This window comes from Halalkalibacterium ligniniphilum (assembly GCF_000334155.1).
Lineage (GTDB): Bacteria > Bacillota > Bacilli > Bacillales > Bacillaceae_D > Halalkalibacterium > Halalkalibacterium ligniniphilum.
The window spans coordinates 21,462-37,637 of the sequence record NZ_ANNK01000047.1 but is presented as its reverse complement, the minus strand read 5'-3'; the positions used below and the strand labels follow the sequence as shown (position 1 = coordinate 37,637).

General features: G+C 42.2%; 17 protein-coding genes and 1 riboswitch. Of the genes, 6 read left to right on the top strand and 11 right to left on the bottom strand.

What is annotated here, in order from left to right; all coding sequences use genetic code 11:
• The first annotated feature begins 36 nt into the window (after window positions 1–36).
• The gene (locus BLT_RS0103925) at window positions 37–603 is read left to right on the top strand and encodes a beta-class carbonic anhydrase (RefSeq protein WP_017726505.1); all 567 of its coding nucleotides are present in this window, start codon (window positions 37–39) and stop codon (window positions 601–603) included.
• A gap of 53 nt (window positions 604–656) precedes the next feature.
• Here BLT_RS0103925 and BLT_RS0103920 read toward each other — a convergent pair whose 3' ends face one another.
• Together BLT_RS0103920 and BLT_RS0103915 are read right to left on the bottom strand one after the other, a co-directional pair.
• A complete protein-coding gene (locus BLT_RS0103920) occupies window positions 657–1,724 on the bottom strand; it encodes a tetraprenyl-beta-curcumene synthase family protein (protein WP_017726504.1) in 1,068 nt (355 codons plus the stop codon).
• A 122-nt stretch (window positions 1,725–1,846) separates the two neighbouring features.
• Complete coding sequence (locus BLT_RS0103915) at window positions 1,847–2,629, bottom strand: alpha/beta hydrolase (protein ID WP_017726503.1); 783 nt, start codon at window positions 2,627–2,629, stop codon at window positions 1,847–1,849.
• A gap of 129 nt (window positions 2,630–2,758) precedes the next feature.
• On the opposite strand from BLT_RS0103915, the gene BLT_RS0103910 reads away from it, so the two are divergent.
• A complete protein-coding gene (locus BLT_RS0103910) occupies window positions 2,759–3,271 on the top strand; it encodes a gamma carbonic anhydrase (RefSeq protein ID WP_017726502.1) in 513 nt (170 codons plus the stop codon).
• A 14-nt stretch (window positions 3,272–3,285) separates the two neighbouring features.
• On the opposite strand, the gene BLT_RS24660 is transcribed toward BLT_RS0103910, so the two are convergent.
• Together BLT_RS24660 and metK are read right to left on the bottom strand one after the other, a co-directional pair.
• Entirely contained in the window at window positions 3,286–3,420 is a 135-nt protein-coding gene (locus BLT_RS24660) for a hypothetical protein (RefSeq protein ID WP_017726501.1), read from the bottom strand.
• Window positions 3,421–3,701: 281 nt separating this feature from the next.
• Window positions 3,702–4,907 carry a methionine adenosyltransferase gene (metK, locus tag BLT_RS0103900; protein ID WP_017726500.1) on the bottom strand — a complete coding sequence of 402 codons (1,206 nt, stop codon included), beginning with the start codon at window positions 4,905–4,907 and terminating at the stop codon, window positions 3,702–3,704.
• Window positions 4,908–5,077: 170 nt separating this feature from the next.
• Window positions 5,078–5,186: riboswitch (SAM riboswitch) on the bottom strand.
• Between the two features lie 488 nt (window positions 5,187–5,674).
• Between metK and pckA the strand changes: the two genes are divergently transcribed.
• The gene (gene pckA / locus BLT_RS0103895) at window positions 5,675–7,261 is read left to right on the top strand and encodes a phosphoenolpyruvate carboxykinase (ATP) (protein ID WP_017726499.1); all 1,587 of its coding nucleotides are present in this window, start codon (window positions 5,675–5,677) and stop codon (window positions 7,259–7,261) included.
• A gap of 38 nt (window positions 7,262–7,299) precedes the next feature.
• Here the strand turns inward: pckA and BLT_RS0103890 are convergent, their stop codons facing one another.
• On the bottom strand, window positions 7,300–8,082 hold the full coding sequence (locus BLT_RS0103890) for an alpha/beta hydrolase family protein (protein WP_017726498.1): 783 nt from the start codon (window positions 8,080–8,082) through the stop codon (window positions 7,300–7,302).
• Window positions 8,083–8,174: 92 nt separating this feature from the next.
• On the opposite strand from BLT_RS0103890, the gene BLT_RS0103885 reads away from it, so the two are divergent.
• The 3 genes from BLT_RS0103885 to BLT_RS0103875 are packed head-to-tail and all read left to right on the top strand — an operon-like array spanning window position 8,175 to window position 10,746.
• Window positions 8,175–9,167 (top strand): ABC transporter substrate-binding protein, encoded by a 993-nt coding sequence (locus BLT_RS0103885; RefSeq protein WP_017726497.1) that lies wholly within the window; start codon window positions 8,175–8,177, stop codon window positions 9,165–9,167.
• Window positions 9,168–9,182: 15 nt separating this feature from the next.
• Window positions 9,183–9,956 (top strand): ABC transporter ATP-binding protein, encoded by a 774-nt coding sequence (locus BLT_RS0103880; protein WP_017726496.1) that lies wholly within the window; start codon window positions 9,183–9,185, stop codon window positions 9,954–9,956.
• Complete coding sequence (locus BLT_RS0103875) at window positions 9,940–10,746, top strand: ABC transporter permease (protein ID WP_017726495.1); 807 nt, start codon at window positions 9,940–9,942, stop codon at window positions 10,744–10,746. The genes BLT_RS0103880 and BLT_RS0103875 overlap by 17 nt, the downstream gene beginning before the upstream one ends.
• 37 nt (window positions 10,747–10,783) lie before the next feature.
• Here BLT_RS0103875 and ytkD read toward each other — a convergent pair whose 3' ends face one another.
• The 6 genes from ytkD to BLT_RS0103840 all read right to left on the bottom strand — a co-directional run bounded on the left by ytkD (window position 10,784) and on the right by BLT_RS0103840 (window position 15,999).
• A complete protein-coding gene (gene ytkD, locus BLT_RS0103870) occupies window positions 10,784–11,257 on the bottom strand; it encodes an RNA deprotection pyrophosphohydrolase (RefSeq protein WP_017726494.1) in 474 nt (157 codons plus the stop codon).
• Between the two features lie 319 nt (window positions 11,258–11,576).
• Window positions 11,577–12,065, bottom strand: coding sequence for a YwpF-like family protein (locus BLT_RS0103865; RefSeq protein WP_017726493.1), 489 nt, complete (start codon window positions 12,063–12,065; stop codon window positions 11,577–11,579).
• 114 nt (window positions 12,066–12,179) lie between these two features.
• Window positions 12,180–12,362, bottom strand: coding sequence for a cache domain-containing protein (locus BLT_RS24910; protein ID WP_394295494.1), 183 nt, complete (start codon window positions 12,360–12,362; stop codon window positions 12,180–12,182).
• A 507-nt stretch (window positions 12,363–12,869) separates the two neighbouring features.
• Window positions 12,870–13,013 (bottom strand): sporulation histidine kinase inhibitor Sda, encoded by a 144-nt coding sequence (gene sda, locus BLT_RS22945; protein ID WP_017726490.1) that lies wholly within the window; start codon window positions 13,011–13,013, stop codon window positions 12,870–12,872.
• A gap of 43 nt (window positions 13,014–13,056) precedes the next feature.
• On the bottom strand, window positions 13,057–14,244 hold the full coding sequence (locus BLT_RS0103845; RefSeq protein ID WP_017726489.1) for a MalY/PatB family protein: 1,188 nt from the start codon (window positions 14,242–14,244) through the stop codon (window positions 13,057–13,059).
• Between the two features lie 327 nt (window positions 14,245–14,571).
• Complete coding sequence (locus BLT_RS0103840) at window positions 14,572–15,999, bottom strand: NAD-dependent succinate-semialdehyde dehydrogenase (protein ID WP_017726488.1); 1,428 nt, start codon at window positions 15,997–15,999, stop codon at window positions 14,572–14,574.
• Window positions 16,000–16,176: the final 177 nt, after the last annotated feature.

Here is a 16,176-nt window from a genome sequence, read left to right as displayed (position 1 = left end):
GATGAATAACGAAAAGATGAATGAGGAGGTTGTTTGGTGAGCTTATTAAACTCGATTCTAGAACATAATCAAGCATTTGTTGAAGCAAAAACATTTGAGCAGTATCGAACAGAGAAATTTCCGAAGAAGAAGCTTGTCATCTTAACATGCATGGATACAAGACTAAATGAGCTTCTCCCTCATGCCATGAATTTAAAAAATGGAGATGCAAAAATCATTCGCAATGCAGGGGCCGTGATTTCACATCCATTCGGGAGCATTATGCGAAGCATTCTTGTGGCCCTCTATGAGTTGCAAGCTAAGGAGGTTTGCATCATTGGTCACCATGGCTGTGGAATGACTGGCTTAGAAGGGAGCTCCATTCTTAAAAAAATTGAAGAAAGGGGAGTAGACTCAACCGTTTTTCAAACGTTAGAGGCTTCTGGCATCAATGTGAAAAACTTTTTAACTGGCTTTACCCGGGTCGAGGACAATGTCATGAATAGTGTGGAAATTGTTCGCAATCATCCTCTCCTTCCACCAAATATACCTGTTCACGGTCTTGTCATTCACCCTGAAACAGGCAAATTAGACCTCGTAAGCAGCGGGTATAACCAAGAATAAAAGCAAGCGAAAGGCTGTCCCCACGAAAAAGGAACAGCCTTTCTTTATTTATTTTATAATGCAGCCTCTTTCTTTTTGCGGAACACCCAGCTATTTAATAGGAAAAATAACGTCGGTATTCCTCCAAGCTTTGCCATTTGCTTTGACTTTTTCTTTAATTCTGGATTTCCTTGTACCTTTTCATCGGCAAGATAAATAGCGATTAAACCTCGATGGATCATCCGATGGAATTTAGGATCAGGTAGCTTTGTCATTGTTTCTTCTGCCATTTTCACAAAATATTGAAACCGTGAAATCATCTCTTCTTCGCTCTCATAATAAAACAAGAAATTAAGCTCATCATCTGCAATGTCTTCCTCTTGGTCGATAAAATAGTCGAGCAATAAATGAGCACCTTGTACCCACGGAAAATAGCCTTCCTTTATCAATTGAGCAGTTTCTTCCGATAAATTTGGCTTTGTTGCATAGATTGCTAAGGTATAAATCGCTAACGTTGAACCAGTACATGCTGAAAATTCATACCATGTCATTGGTGGCACCTCTTGACGATGCTTTTCAAACCATGCCTCTAGTAAAGGCACTCGGTCTTCTTTTTTTACATGCTTGTACGTTTGCAAATCGCCGTAATAGCCACTAAGCTGCAGCATATGATGTTGCACTTTTTCAAACGAAGGAAAGCTTTGCAGTGTTTTTTGACACGTCTTAATTAACTCATGCAAATAACCGCCATCCTCCTGCTCGTCTCGGAAGCGATAATAGTTTTCGAGAGGCGCACCAGGTGTCAGCGCTGCTAGCAACGCGTCATGCAGGGCACGAAAATCATTTGGATCGAGGGACTCACTCTGATCACAAAGGTTATCTAAGTAGTCACACATTGTTTGATAGGCGATCATAAAGGAAAGGAAATCATCAAATCGTTCTTTTCCTAAAAGGCCAAATGCGCCTCCTCCCTCACAATGAAACGCTTTTCTCGTTAAGCCATCTAAGGCATGAAATCGCAATTCAGGGTCCGGAATTTGCCTTGCTTTTTCCTTCCATCGATCAAGATGACGATGGACCGCAGGCACAACCTCTCGGTAAATTGTTAATAATAATGGCAGTGGGTGGCTCGGAACTTTCACTTTCTTTCCTCCTCAATCTGTTTCATATGTAGTACACTAGCACAAAAGCTTGAAGACAACAACGAAGCTCCTAGAATGCACTTGTCGTATTTACATAACGAAAAAGCCACCAATTGGCGGCTTTACGAAAGATGCTGCTCGACAAACATGGATGCATAACGGAAAACGGCTTCACGCTCTGGTTCATTGAAGATTTCATGGTAAAGGCCATCCCATTCCTTATACCCTTTTTCTCGGAGCGAAAGGGAGTTAAACCAGTCCCTTACAGCAAATTTATCGACAAGGTAATCTTCCCCTGCCTGCAAAACAAGTAACGGAACGTCTGGAAATTTTTCAGGATAGCGGTGACTTACTCGCATTGCTTTTGTTAACTCCTGATACCAGCGGGCGCTCACCTTTGTTACACGCAATTCGTCTTTTAAATATTCTTCACGTACTTCTTCATTTCTAGTCGCGAGGTCGGTACGTATGCCAGCATTTTGGCTAAATGTTGGTGTCACACGGTGAAGAACCTTCGTAGCGAGCTCCTTCCCTTTTGATGGTGGCTGATAGAGCGCAAGACAGGGAGAAGAAAGAATCACGCCATGAACAGAGAGTCCTTTTGTTTCCACAAGAGTACGAATGCTCACAAGCCCTCCCATACTATGCCCAAATAGGAAAACCGGTAAATTGTCTATTTTTGCAGCCTCAAGCCATTCAAGTACCGTATCTATATATTGACGGAAGGATTGAATATGACCACGCTTACCCCTGGTTCTCCCTTGTCCAGGCAAATCTCCCATGATAACGTTTAATCCAATATCATTCCACTTCTTTGCAAGCCACTGATAGCGGCCATGATGCTCTCCCGCTCCATGAACGACAACAATCGATCCGCGCGGATCCGCCACTTCCCATTTCCACATGTTGATTAACCCCCTTGCTCGTTATGAATGGGCCCTCTATTATTCGGTCACATTCAGGAAGAAAATTCATTTAAAATACGATAAAATAAGTATAATAATTTTTTGATAAAACGAAAAGGATGTGTTTGCGTGATTTACCCATATTTCGGAATAAAGCCACAAATTTCAGAAAGCGCCTTCATTGCCGATTACGTGACAATTACAGGAGATGTGACAATCGGGGAGGAAACGAGTGTGTGGTTTAACACAGTTATTCGTGGAGATGTCTCAAAAACATTGATCGGAAATCGTGTGAACATTCAAGATAACTCCGTTCTCCATCAAAGCCCAAGGTATCCTCTTATTATTGAAGATGACGTAACTGTCGGCCATCAAGTCATTTTACATAGCTGTACACTTCGTAAAAACTCCCTAATCGGCATGGGTTCGATTGTTCTTGATGGAGCAGAGGTAGGTGAAGGTGCTTTTATAGGAGCTGGCAGCCTCGTACCTCAAGGCAAGAAAATCCCACCTAACACCCTTGCCTTTGGCCGCCCTGCAAAGGTCGTCCGTGAATTAAGTGAGGAAGATAAACAGGATATGGCCCGGATTCGTCGTGAGTACGTAGAGAAAGGACAGTATTATAAAGGTCTGCAACCCTAAAAAAGAAAAAGGTATTAATTGAATTTTATCCATTTTAAGCTTACAGCTTCTCTACAAAAAGTACAAGCTTGTTGCCTATTTGTAAAGCTATGGGACAAGCTCCCTTGATCACTTTCGTTATTTACTTCACACAAAACATCTTGTGCCATACCATTCACCTCCTCCGTTTTTACAATTGAGAAATATCACATACGTTAAAGAACGATGTCCGCCCATAAGTTAAAAATCAATCGAACGATTCTTGAGCTCCGCCCCTTCTCCATACACAAGAAAAGCAGAAATGCTGTAATCCTGTACATGCATTTCCAGGTTTTAAGGAACCATTAACAAGCTGAAGCAACTCGATCGCCTAGCATCTGAAGCTAGACTTCATTGAATTTATGCTTAAAAAAGACGAAGCCAGCAAATACTAGCTTCGTCTTTTTCATGATTATTGACCAGCTTGGCTTTTTAGGAGCTCAGCCTTATCTGTTTGTTCCCAAGGAAGTTCTACATCTGTACGACCAAAATGCCCATACGCCGCAGTCTCCTTATAAATCGGACGGCGAAGGTCAAGCATTTTAATGATGCCTGCTGGGCGAAGATCAAAGTTTTCACGCACCAATTGCACAAGCTTTTCTTCCGATACAAGTCCTGTACTGAATGTATCAATTGAAATGGATACAGGCTGTGCAACACCGATTGCATAGGCAAGCTGCACTTCACATTTATCAGCAAGACCGGCAGCAACGATATTTTTCGCTACATAACGAGCAGCATAGGCACCAGAACGGTCTACCTTTGTCGGATCCTTTCCAGAGAATGCCCCACCACCATGACGAGCATATCCGCCATACGTATCAACGATAATCTTACGTCCTGTTAAGCCTGCATCTCCTTGAGGGCCGCCAATCACAAAGCGTCCTGTTGGATTGATGAAGTATTTTGTATCTTCATCAATCAGATGCTCAGGTACAACTGGGAGAATAACGTACTCTTTTAAATTGCGTTGAATTTGCTCTAATGAAATTTCGGGGTGGTGCTGGGTAGAAATAACAATTGTATCGATTCGAACAGGCTTACCTTCTTCATCATACTCTACGGTTACTTGTGTTTTTCCGTCTGGGCGCAAATATGGAAGAATCTCTTCCTTACGTACTTCCGTTAAGCGACGAGCAAGCTTATGGCTTAAGGAAATCGGTAAAGGCATAAGCTCATCTGTTTCATTATTTGCATATCCGAACATAAGTCCTTGGTCTCCCGCACCAATCGCTTCAATTTCTGCGTCCGTCATTTGACCTTCACGTGCTTCCAACGCTTGGTCAACACCTTGAGCAATATCAGCAGACTGCTCATCAATCGCCGTTAAAACGGCACATGTTTCCGCATCAAAACCGTATTTTGCACGTGTATACCCAATATTTGCAATCGTTTCACGAACAACTTTTGGAATATCTACATATGTACTCGTTGTGATTTCTCCCGCTACAAGCACAAGTCCAGTAGTTACAGTTGTTTCACAAGCTACACGGGCATTTGGATCATTTCTTAAGATCTCATCAAGAATGGAATCAGAGATCTGGTCACATATTTTATCTGGGTGACCTTCTGTTACCGATTCTGATGTAAACAAACGGCGACTTTTCTTTTCAACCATGAAGCAGAATCCTCCTTTGTACAAACTACTCTTACAAGGTAGATGTACGAAATGTGATACGGCACTCATTCACCCACTTAACGTGAAGTTGTTTTAGCAAAGACGTGTATAAAACCATGAAAACCCTTTTCCTAAAAATGAGGAAAAGGGTTGGTCCGTTTACCTTTCGCCTCTTATCTCTCAAGGCTAGTGCCTTGCAGGTTAGCACCTTTCCACCTTTTTTAGGTGTTGGTTGCTGGGTTTCTTCGGGCCTGTCCCTCCACCGACTCGGGATAAGAGTATCCGTTCGCCGAATATCATAACGTACTTGTCACATCATGTCAACCATTAGCAGAAAATGCGGCATCTTCCTTACTATACTATCATGTCTCATTTACATACGATTCATGTACAACTTTCAAAAAAGGGGTGGAGCTTCAACAAAGGATAAAAAGGATAAAGAGCAAAAAAGCACTTTCGCTCGCCCCCCTTCATTAGATTCGCTCAAAGCCGTCTTTCGAACTTGTATTCTCCCAAAAAGAAAGAGCAACCTCTTAATTGTTGTCTTGATCATCTTTTACATCATATTCACACACAAAAAATGCGACACGGTTCATGCCCTAAAGCACCTTATCCCGTTTAAAAATTTGGATCATAAAAAAAATGAGGCTCACACGAAGAAAAAAAGATTAATAGTATAGACTATTAAATAAAATGTGTTATACTAATTAAAAGAAATTAATCAGAAATGTTTTCCAAATATACGAGAAAGAAATGGGGTTAGCATAATGAAAACGGTAAGCAACTCTTCTGAGCTTGAACAGCTCCTACAACGTGAACAAGTTATCCTTAATGCACCAGTGTCCACCTTGGTCGAAAAATCATTAATGCGAAAAGAGGGTCGCTTAACGTCATCAGGTGCTTTAAGTGTGGCAACAGGAACGTATACAGGCCGTTCCCCTAAAGATAAATTTATCGTGAACGAACCTTCTGTAGAAGGAAAAATCGATTGGGGTCCAGTGAACCAACCAATTGCAAAAGAAGCGTTCAATCGATTATACAAAAAAGTTCTATCTTACTTAGAGGAAAGAGATGAACTGTTTGAGTTTCGTGGGTTTGCAGGTGCAGACTTAGGCTACCGTCTCCCCCTTCAAGTCGTAAACGAACGTGCATGGCATAACTTGTTTGCCCATCAGCTGTTCATTCGTCCCAAAAAAGAAGAGCTTGAGACGCACAAGCCAGAATTCACCATCGTATCTGCCCCTGGTTTTAAAGCCGATCCTGCAGTAGATGGAACAAATTCAGAAACATTTATCATCATTTCATTTGAAGAGCGTGTCGTTCTTATTGGAGGAACTGAATATGCTGGTGAAATGAAAAAATCGATCTTTTCTGTCATGAATTTCATACTGCCTGAACAAGAAGTACTGTCAATGCACTGTTCAGCAAATGCTGGGAAAGAAGGAGATGTTGCCCTCTTCTTCGGTTTATCTGGTACAGGAAAAACGACGCTATCTGCTGATCCAAATCGTTACCTTATTGGGGACGATGAGCACGGTTGGTCGGATAACGGTGTGTTTAATATCGAAGGTGGTTGCTATGCGAAATGTGTCAATCTATCCTACGAAAAAGAGCCACAAATTTGGAATGCGATCCACTTTGGTGCTGTTCTTGAAAACGTCGTCATTAATGAACAAACCGGTCTTCCGGACTATGACGATACGTCACTAACAGAAAATACGCGAGCTGCATACCCAATTGAAGCGATTCCGAACACCTTAAACCCAAGCGTCGCTGGTCATCCAAATACGATTATCTTTTTAACTGCAGACGCCTTTGGAGTATTACCTCCAATTAGTAAATTAACAAAAGAGCAAGCAATGTATCATTTCCTTTCTGGTTACACAAGTAAATTAGCAGGGACTGAACGAGGTGTAACATCACCAGAAGCAACGTTCTCTACATGCTTCGGAGCACCGTTCCTCCCACTTCCTGCTGCTCGCTATGCTGAAATGCTTGGGGAGAAAATTGAACAGCATGATGTTGAGGTTTTCCTTGTTAATACAGGTTGGTCTGGCGGCCCTTACGGAGTCGGCAAACGAATGAACCTACCATACACACGTGCAATGATTCAAGCTGCCCTGCAAGGTGAGCTTCAAAAGGTAGAAACGATCACCGATCCAATTTTCGGGCTTCATGTACCACTTCATTGCCCTGGTGTTCCTGACGAAGTCCTTCAGCCTAAAGGCACATGGGAGAATCCAGAAGAGTATGACCAAAAAGCGAACGAACTTGCTGCTCAATTTAACGAAAACTTTAAACGTTTTGATGGAGTGTCCGAGACCATCAAACAAGCTGGTCCACAGGTACAATAATGAATCATTTATAGAGGTCGACTCACGAGAGCCGACCTCTATGTTTGTTGTTGCTTCATCCAATCAGCAGCTTCTGTTAAAATGCGTCGATGTTCAAAAGGCGGGAAGTGATGGGGATAGCTTTCAAAATAGCGAAGGTGCATTCTTTTTCCATGTTCACGCAATGCCCTTTCCAATCGGTAGGCATGCTCCACTGAAACATGCTCATCCTTCACACCATGAATAATTTGTACAGGTCCTTGAATGAAAGCAATGTTTTCAAGAGGCGTTCGCCATTGATACCGTTCTGGAACCTTCGTAGGCGTCCCTCCAACAACCCGCTTGAGCATTTTCCGCAAATCAATTCTCTCCTCATAGGTTAAGAACATATCGGATACTCCATTCCATGTCGTAACAGATGCCACATCACGCTCAATTCCTGTCAGCAATGCCATGATTCCTCCACGAGAGAACCCAAACACATGGATCCATTTTGCACAAACCCTTTGATGTCTTTTGAGCAAATCGAAGCTTGCATAAGCATCATAACGGTCTTCTCCGCCAAAATCCTCCTGTCCTTCCCCACCACGGTTGCCACGATAAAAAGGAGCCATCACCACAAACCCCTCAGCTGCCCATTGAATAATTCTAGCAATTCTGACCATGCCCACATTTTTTATGCCTCCTCTTAAATAGAGGAGCCCAGGTAATTGAATCCCCCACTCGGGCTCAGCTAAGTAACCTTTTACTCTCAATCCATCACTCCAATAGGTGACAAGATACAGCTTAATTTTTGGGTGGGGTGAGGGAATTCGCTGTTGATGAATCATTTCTCCATTCATGATACGCTCTCCTTTCTCATGGGCTAACACACATTTTTATCACAACGCATACACTATTACATCCCAAGTGAACAGAAGGAGTTGACGAAAAAATGGTTAGACGCTCGTTGCTATCTGTTTTTCTAGTTTCCTTATTATTTTTTGTGAGTGCATGCTCACTTTCAAGTACAGAAAATGAGACCGTTCGAGTAGCAGAAGTGACTCGCTCAATCTTCTATGCACCCCTTTATGTTGCGATGGAAAAAGGTTTTTTTGAAGAAGAAGGCATCGACCTCAGCCTAACAACCACTTGGGGTGGAGACAAAACGATGACAACCCTCCTCTCTGATGGAGCGGATATCGCCCTCGTTGGTGCCGAAACCTCCATTTACGTTTACGCTCAAGAGTCCCTCGATCCAGCCATTAACTTCGCCCAATTAACACAAACGGACGGAACATTTCTTGTTTCACGAGAAAAGCTTGATTCCTTTCAGTGGGAAGACCTAAAAGGGAGCACCTTCCTTGGTCAACGCAAGGGAGGTATGCCGCAAATGGTCGGCGAGCACGTCTTGCATAAAAACGGGATCGACCCCCATGAAGACTTAGAGCTTATCCAAAATATTGACTTTGCCAACATTGCTAGTGCATTTGCTTCAGGAACAGGTGATTTTGTCCAGCTATTTGAGCCACAAGCAACGGTTTTTGAAAATGAGGGCATTGGTCATATTGTCGCTTCATTCGGTACAGAATCAGGCAATGTTCCGTATACTGTATTTATGGCGAAGCAGAGCACACTAGCTGAACAAAGTGACGTCCTAGAACGCTTCACAACAGCCATTTATAGAGCTCAGCAGTGGGTAGATTCAGAATCTGTCGATACAATTGCCGAAGTCATTGCACCTTATTTTGATGAGACCGAAGTGGACGTCATTGCCCAAGTCGTCGAACGCTACCGTAGCCAAGGCTCTTATGCAACGACACCACTCCTGCAGCAAGACGCTTGGGAGCATCTTCAAACGATTATGGATGAGGCAAGAGAACTCCCGAAAATGGTGAAGTATGACACGCTCGTAAATACACAAATGGCAGAAAAGGCAATGGAGTAGGTAGGTGTGCATACGATGACTCAGCTCGTTTTAAAAAACCTTTCCCATACGTATGTTACAAAACAAGCAGCAACAACCGCCATTGAAAACATTAATGTTACGCTTCATGAAGGTGAGTTCCTCTCCATCCTTGGACCAAGTGGATGTGGAAAAACAACCTTGCTTTCCATCATCTCTGGTCTGCTGACACCAACCTCTGGTGACGTATTACTGAACGGGAAAAACGTTAAGGAAAATAATGCTCATATTGGCTATATGCTACAGCAAGACTACCTTTTTCCTTGGTTGACGATTTTTGAAAACATTACTGTTGGTCTGTCGATTATGGGAAAACTGACACCTGAAACCAAACAGCTAGCTCTTAATTTACTTGAACAAATGGGTCTTGGCGAAAAAAAGCTTCATTACCCATCTCAGCTTTCAGGGGGCATGCGTCAGCGAGTTGCCTTAGTACGTATGCTCGTCACCCAGCCATCGCTTATGCTACTTGATGAGCCTTTTTCTGCGCTGGATTATCAAACAAAGCTTAAGCTAGAAAACCTTGTCTTTAAAACGTTAAAGCTAGAGCAAAAAACCGCATTGCTCGTCACCCATGATATCGGTGAAGCCATCGCCATGTCTGATACGGTTGTCCTTTTGTCTGCACGTCCCGGACGGATTCATCAAATCTTTCCTGTACCACGAGAGCTAAAGGCTCTCCTTCCGTTTGAGGCGAGACAACATCCAGTCTACACAGAATTGTTTCAAATCATTTGGAAGGAGTTGGAGCAAATTGAAGCCCTTGAATGAACAACTCCACAGCCAATACCTTCAAAAGCTAAAGAAGCAAAAGCGCATTGTTGTCATTTGTCAGTTTTCCATTCTTGTTTTGTTTCTAGCGATATGGGAACTCGCCTCACAAGCACGATGGATCGATCCGCTCCTCTTTAGTATGCCTACTCAAATTTGGTCGCTTTTTTTAGAGATGGCTGGAGATGGACGCCTACTAACCCATACGTCTGTCACATTATTTGAAACGATGCTTGGGTTTCTATTAGGAACACTGGGCGGTACGTTGCTTGCTGCACTCCTTTGGTGGTCACCTTTTTCATCAAAGGTGCTTGATCCGTATCTCGTTGTCTTAAATTCAATGCCAAAAGTCGCTCTCGGTCCTATTTTAATTGTCGGGCTTGGTCCTGGCTTTACGTCCATTATCGCCATGGGGGCATTAATCTCCGTGATTATTACAACCATCGTAGTCTACACTGCCTTTAAAGAGGTGGATGAGAATTATATTAAAGTGCTTCGAACCTTCCGGGCTTCTAAGACACAGGTGTTTCGGCGGGCGATTTTACCCGCTTCATTTCCAACCATTATTTCAACCTTAAAAGTGAACGTTGGTCTAGCATGGGTTGGGGTCATCGTTGGTGAATTCCTTGTATCTAAGCAAGGCCTCGGTTACATGATTATTTACGGATTCCAAGTGTTTAATTTTACCCTTGTCCTCTTAAGTTTAGCCGTCATTGCTGTCCTTGCCACATGTATGTATAAATGTGTGGAATATCTTGAGCAAAAACTTGTTCTTCACCAGACGAAATAAACCATTTGCCTTATCATCTACCGCAGAAAAGCAACTGCTACACCAGTTGCTTTTCTGCAAGCTTTTCTAATGAGTACGTCAAAACATCATCCTTCATAATAAAGCTAAACCTTTTATCTGTTCGAATATCTGTCGGTAGCTCCGACAAAAGCATCGGTCCTTCTGTTTCGAAATAGCTTGCCTGATTTTCCAACGATTTGATCGAAGCAAAATAAATATTTTTTACAATTGATTGCTGTTCAAAAAGAACCTCATATTGTCCGATAAACGTGAGCGTTTCAACGCTAGCTCCCGTTTCTTCTTTCACTTCTCGATATGCAGCCTCTGTGACTGATTCATCAGCTTCAACTTTCCCACCTGGGAACTCAAGTCCTCGTGTTCTGTGATTCGTCACTAGCCATTTGTTCTGATACCGGCAAATCACCCACACATGTTTCGGATTCAACGAAAACCGCATTTCTTCAAAAGCTAATCGTACAGTGTTACCTTGTAAATCTTTAAACGAAAGCATGTCGGCCTCTCCCATTCTCTCAAAGGTCTACTTCCATACTAGGATTAAAAATCAACACGTAGAGAACTACGCATTTAAAATGGATAAATAGAAAGCGTTAAGCGACTATCTCTAAACAGCTTAGAAAGGTTATCCCTTTTTATCTTTTGAGAAAATCAACAGGGCTGGGACAAAAGGGTTTTTATTGATGAGAAGTCCGAACGTAATGATCGTTGATGCATAGCATTCGCTTCGGAAATATACTTCGCTAAGGTTGTGCATTGTTCGTATTTTCAATCATACACGTTCGTTACGTCCCAGCCTCATTGATTCGCGAAATTTATAAGCGGTACTGACCGCTTTCTTTCATCGATAGATACAATTCATTTGCTACAACTTCAATCGATGTCCGCTGCTGATCTTTTCGCTGCTTAAACTCTTGCAATAACCTCTCACCAGTGTATCCTTCCTCAACAAGCTGCTTTAGCATATGTTCGACAATGTCCTCTTTTTGAATGAGAAGGCTTCCTTCTAATAACACACTAATCTGGTCTGATAGCTCTGTCACTCGTCGAACATGAACAATCATCGTCGCTGGGTAATTGTTCGGACTTGTAATGACGACCTCCACAAGCAGATCTTTGTCTTCTTTTTTCACTTGCTGAAATAATGGGAGCTGCTCAATTGCTACGACGGCATCAATTAACCATGTCCCTTTAGAATTTTCCATGTTAATAATCAGTCCATCTTTCGTCGGAATGCGCTTTTTTTCCAATTCCCCCTTCTGCTCTTTCCATATTTGCAAAGAATACAACTTGAAGGTTTTCAAGACGCATTTCCTCCTTTTGGCTACAAAAGATTGTACATTCATTAAACCATAAAATCGAATATGAAACAAAAATGGCCATGCTTAAACAGTCGAGTGACTCATAAAACTCCTCCGTTACGCCCCCACCCCAACCATCCAGCCCCACTCATCAAAAAAGGTAACGCAGGCGATTTTTTCGCAGGCGGCGGTCTCTTCAAGATTTAACCACATATACTGATGGAAACGGCCTTCTACTTCAGCAGAACGCGCCGCTTCAAGCAAATCACGAACTAAACTGCCATCCTCTGTTACTTCTATGACGGGTCCAGCCAGTCGTTCTCTCCCCTGAATTTGTGCTTCCTCTAACGTTCATTCACCAGCTTCAACTCGCTCATTTAATTGCACTAGGGTGTCTTTGGCTGTCTTTCCTCTTGCCGTGTAGCTTAGTCCCAATGAAAAAAAGCAGCCTGCACCTTTGAGTTAGGAGGCAGCCTGCTTTTTTCATTATATATCCATCCCTATGAAGTTTTTATTTGCGTATAATTCAATTCATACTGTCTTTCTGTTATCCAGTAAATCAATTCAACTTCTTTATTTGTTAGTTCGCGACAAAGCTTCTCTTTACATTCTTCCGTTAGGTTTTTTAATAGCTTTTTTGAATTCATAACCCATGTCTCCTTTATGACAAGAATACAATGAATAGGTTATCCCCACTCATTGTGCTGCTCGTTCCATCTATATGCTGGACTTGTCCTAAGTATTCATTTATAAAACAAATTCATGAACGGGCATTATTTTTCTTCTTTTGCCATAAATAAGCATCAATTATTTTGTAACTACCGTGTCCTGACACACTAAATTCCTTCTCAGAAGCTCTTGATGGAGTAGAGCGATGAAGTCATGATCGAGCTTCAGCTCTTTTGCTTTTTGATATGCTTCGATCAATATATCATTCTCAATGCTTTTCATCCGTTACTTCCTCCAAAAATTTTCTAAAACTACCTTCCTGTCCCTAGAACCCACGTTGAACATATGCTTTTTTAATACGCTCTAAACCTTCTTGTATCGTTTTTCTTGGACACGCAATATTCATTCGTTCAAAAGCATCCCCTTCCTCCTTCCCAAACATTGGGCCATGATTAAGAGCTACGCGCGCTTCTTCTACAAGCCATTTTTTTCGTTCATTTGCGGATAACCCTAATTTTGAACAATCAAGCCAAAGTAAATAAGTTCCTTCAGGCTTTACGAGAGAAATTTTCGGCATATGGGTCTCTACATAGCGACGAACATACTGCTCGTTTCCTTGAATATAAGCCCGAAGTTCTTGCAACCATTGCTCCCCTTGGTTATAGGCAACTTCTGTGACAAGTTCTGCAAACGAATTTGTCATGTTCATAAAGTTTAACGTAAGATGTTTTTTCAAACCTGCCCGTAAAACTGAATTTTTTATAACGACGTATGATGTTTGAATACCTGCTAAATTAAAGGTTTTACTTGGAGCTAAACATGTGAACGTACGGCTAGCCATTTCTTCTGACAATGAAGCGATCGGGATATGCTGAAATCCTTCATACAACAAATCAGCGTGAATTTCATCAGAAACAACGAGAAGGTCATTGGCTACGCAAATTTGTGCAAGCTTCTCGAGCTCCTCTTTCGTCCAAACACGCCCAACAGGATTATGCGGGTTACACAAGATCAACATTTTTGTTCGGCTATCGATGCCCGATTCAAGCTGAGCAAAGTCCATCTTATAGCTTGTTCCATCATAAATAAGCGGATTTTTAATGAGCTCACGCTTATTATTTGTTACCAGATCATAAAATGGATGGTATACCGGCGTTTGAATGACGATTCGATCCTTCTCATTTGTAAACGCCTCAATAATTCGACTAATCGTCGGCACAATTCCAGAGGTGTAAATTAAATCTTCAGGGTCAATGTCCCAGTTGTAATGACGCTTCGCCCAGCTTTGCACCGCTTTATCTACAGATGCTGTATGTGTCGGGTACCCAAAGATCCCATGAGCTGCTCTTGACTGTATGGCTTCAATGACAGGAGCTGGGGCTTGAAAATCCATATCAGCCACCCACATAGGGAGTAAGTCGTTTCCTTTATACAATGTATCTACATAATCCCATTTTGCCGAAGCGGTTCCTTTTCGATTTATTACTTGATCAAAAACTGTTTCATTTGCCATCGTATTTTATCCCCTCTTTCATAAAAGCCTAAACCTATTTCTTGCCAAGAATCGATGCTTAAAACGTATTCAATGCCTGATAAGTGAATTCCTGTTCATTTTATCAGATTTCGGGCAAAATCTGACAAACTTTTTAAGGTACTTTTCTAATCGTTCTAAAATTTATCCGCCGCATTTCCTTCTAAATTTGTTCTTTTTATTCTATTGTATTGTGCAACAAAAAAAAGACTTCACCTACAGCATGCATTAAGCCGCAGAAATAACTCAAAACAAAGGACCTAATGAAGAAAGAGTGGTGCATAATCGCCCCACTCTTCTTCGTGCTTTTTATAGACCAATTGATAAAAATTTCGTTTCTAAAAAGGCTTCCATTCCTTCTTGTCCACCTTCGCGTCCAAGACCGCTTTCCTTCATCCCACCAAACGGCGCTTGGGCGACAGCTGGGACACCGTCATTCCAACCGACAATTCCATATTCAAGCTTCTCGCTCAGCTTCATTCCCCTTGAATAGTTCTCCGTAAAGAAATAAGCTGCAAGCCCATAGCGTGTGTTGTTCGCTTTCGCAATCACTTCTTCATCAGTTTTGAACGTTTGAATTGGTGCAACAGGTCCAAAGGTTTCCTCGTTCATAACAAGCATGTCATCTGAAATGTTTGTAAGAATGGTCGGCTGGTAGAAATAAGCATTGCCCTCTTCCGCTCCTTCTCCACCGATGATAACTTTCGCCCCCTTCTCTACTGCATCCTCCACATGCTTTTTCACTTTGTCATAGCCTTTCTTTTCAATCAGCGGCCCAATGTGTACACCTTCCTCTAAGCCGTTTCCTACTTTTAATGTCTGCGTTTTTTCTTTTAATTTGGCTAAAAACGCATCTACGATCGCTTCTTGCACAAAAATTCGGTTTCCGCATACGCATGTTTGACCGGCATTTCGGAACTTTGAAGCGATGACACCATCAACGGCTTTATCAAGATCGGCGTCATCACAAATAATCATCGGCGCATGACCACCTAATTCAAGGGAGACATTCAGCATACGTTCCGCACTTTGTTTCATGAGGAGCTTCCCTACTGCAGTTGAGCCAGTAAAGGTTAATTTCCGGACATTTTCGTTGCTTGTCATCTCTTCGCCAATTGCTTTTGCATCACCCATGACAAGGTTCACAACACCTTTCGGAAACCCTGCTTCTTCACATAGTTCAACAAGCTTAATCGCCGTTAATGGCGTCAGCTCTGCAGGCTTAGCAACAAATGTACAACCAGCAGCTAAAGCTGGTGCCATCTTTCTAGTAATCATCCCAGCTGGAAAATTCCACGGTGTAATTGAGGCAACCACTCCTACAGGCTGTTTTTGGACGTGAATCCGCTTATTTGGAGAAGACGCTGGAACCGTCCGTCCATACACACGCTTTCCTTCTTCAGCAAACCATGAGATAAACGAAGCAGAATAAACAATTTCTCCCTTTGCTTCGGCTAATGGTTTCCCCATTTCTTTCGTTAAAATTTCAGCGATTTCATCTTTGTTTTCTAAAATGAGGTCATGCCATTTCATCAAGTAGTTTGCACGCTCAAGCGCTGTTAATGCAGCCCACTCAGGAAACGCTTGATGTGCAGCTTCAATGGCTGCCCTTGCTTCTTCTTTTCCACCGTTTGGTATCGTCCCTACCTGCTCACCTGTCGCTGGATTCAATACATCAATTGTATCAAGAGAATCGCCTGTCCATTCACCATTTACATACATACGTCCTTTTATCATCCAGCACACTCCTTTTGTTCAAATCTATTTTCCTATTATAAATATGACACGGATTGGTGTTTTTCCTGCCAATGTGCCAAAAAGTCTGTACCCTGTCCCATTCTTTTTTAAACAAGCCGTCAGCAAAAGCATCTGCAAAACCTTGGCGAAAGAACGTTCACCTGATTCCTTAAGCGA

Excerpts from the sequence above, each read along its gene's own strand:
- ytkD (WP_017726494.1), bottom strand. The coding sequence starts at position 11,257 with ATGCTTTCGTTTAAAGATTTACAAGGTAACACTGTACGATTAGCTTTT.
- BLT_RS0103885 (WP_017726497.1), top strand. The coding sequence starts at position 8,175 with ATGGTTAGACGCTCGTTGCTATCTGTTTTTCTAGTTTCCTTATTATTT.
- BLT_RS0103915 (WP_017726503.1), bottom strand. The coding sequence starts at position 2,629 with ATGTGGAAATGGGAAGTGGCGGATCCGCGCGGATCGATTGTTGTCGTT.
- BLT_RS24660 (WP_017726501.1), bottom strand. The coding sequence starts at position 3,420 with ATGGCACAAGATGTTTTGTGTGAAGTAAATAACGAAAGTGATCAAGGG.
- sda (WP_017726490.1), bottom strand. The coding sequence starts at position 13,013 with ATGAAAAGCATTGAGAATGATATATTGATCGAAGCATATCAAAAAGCA.
- BLT_RS0103890 (WP_017726498.1), bottom strand. The coding sequence starts at position 8,082 with ATGAATGGAGAAATGATTCATCAACAGCGAATTCCCTCACCCCACCCA.
- metK (WP_017726500.1), bottom strand. The coding sequence starts at position 4,907 with ATGGTTGAAAAGAAAAGTCGCCGTTTGTTTACATCAGAATCGGTAACA.
- BLT_RS0103845 (WP_017726489.1), bottom strand. The coding sequence starts at position 14,244 with ATGGCAAATGAAACAGTTTTTGATCAAGTAATAAATCGAAAAGGAACC.
- pckA (WP_017726499.1), top strand. The coding sequence starts at position 5,675 with ATGAAAACGGTAAGCAACTCTTCTGAGCTTGAACAGCTCCTACAACGT.
- BLT_RS0103840 (WP_017726488.1), bottom strand. The coding sequence starts at position 15,999 with ATGATAAAAGGACGTATGTATGTAAATGGTGAATGGACAGGCGATTCT.
- BLT_RS0103880 (WP_017726496.1), top strand. The coding sequence starts at position 9,183 with ATGACTCAGCTCGTTTTAAAAAACCTTTCCCATACGTATGTTACAAAA.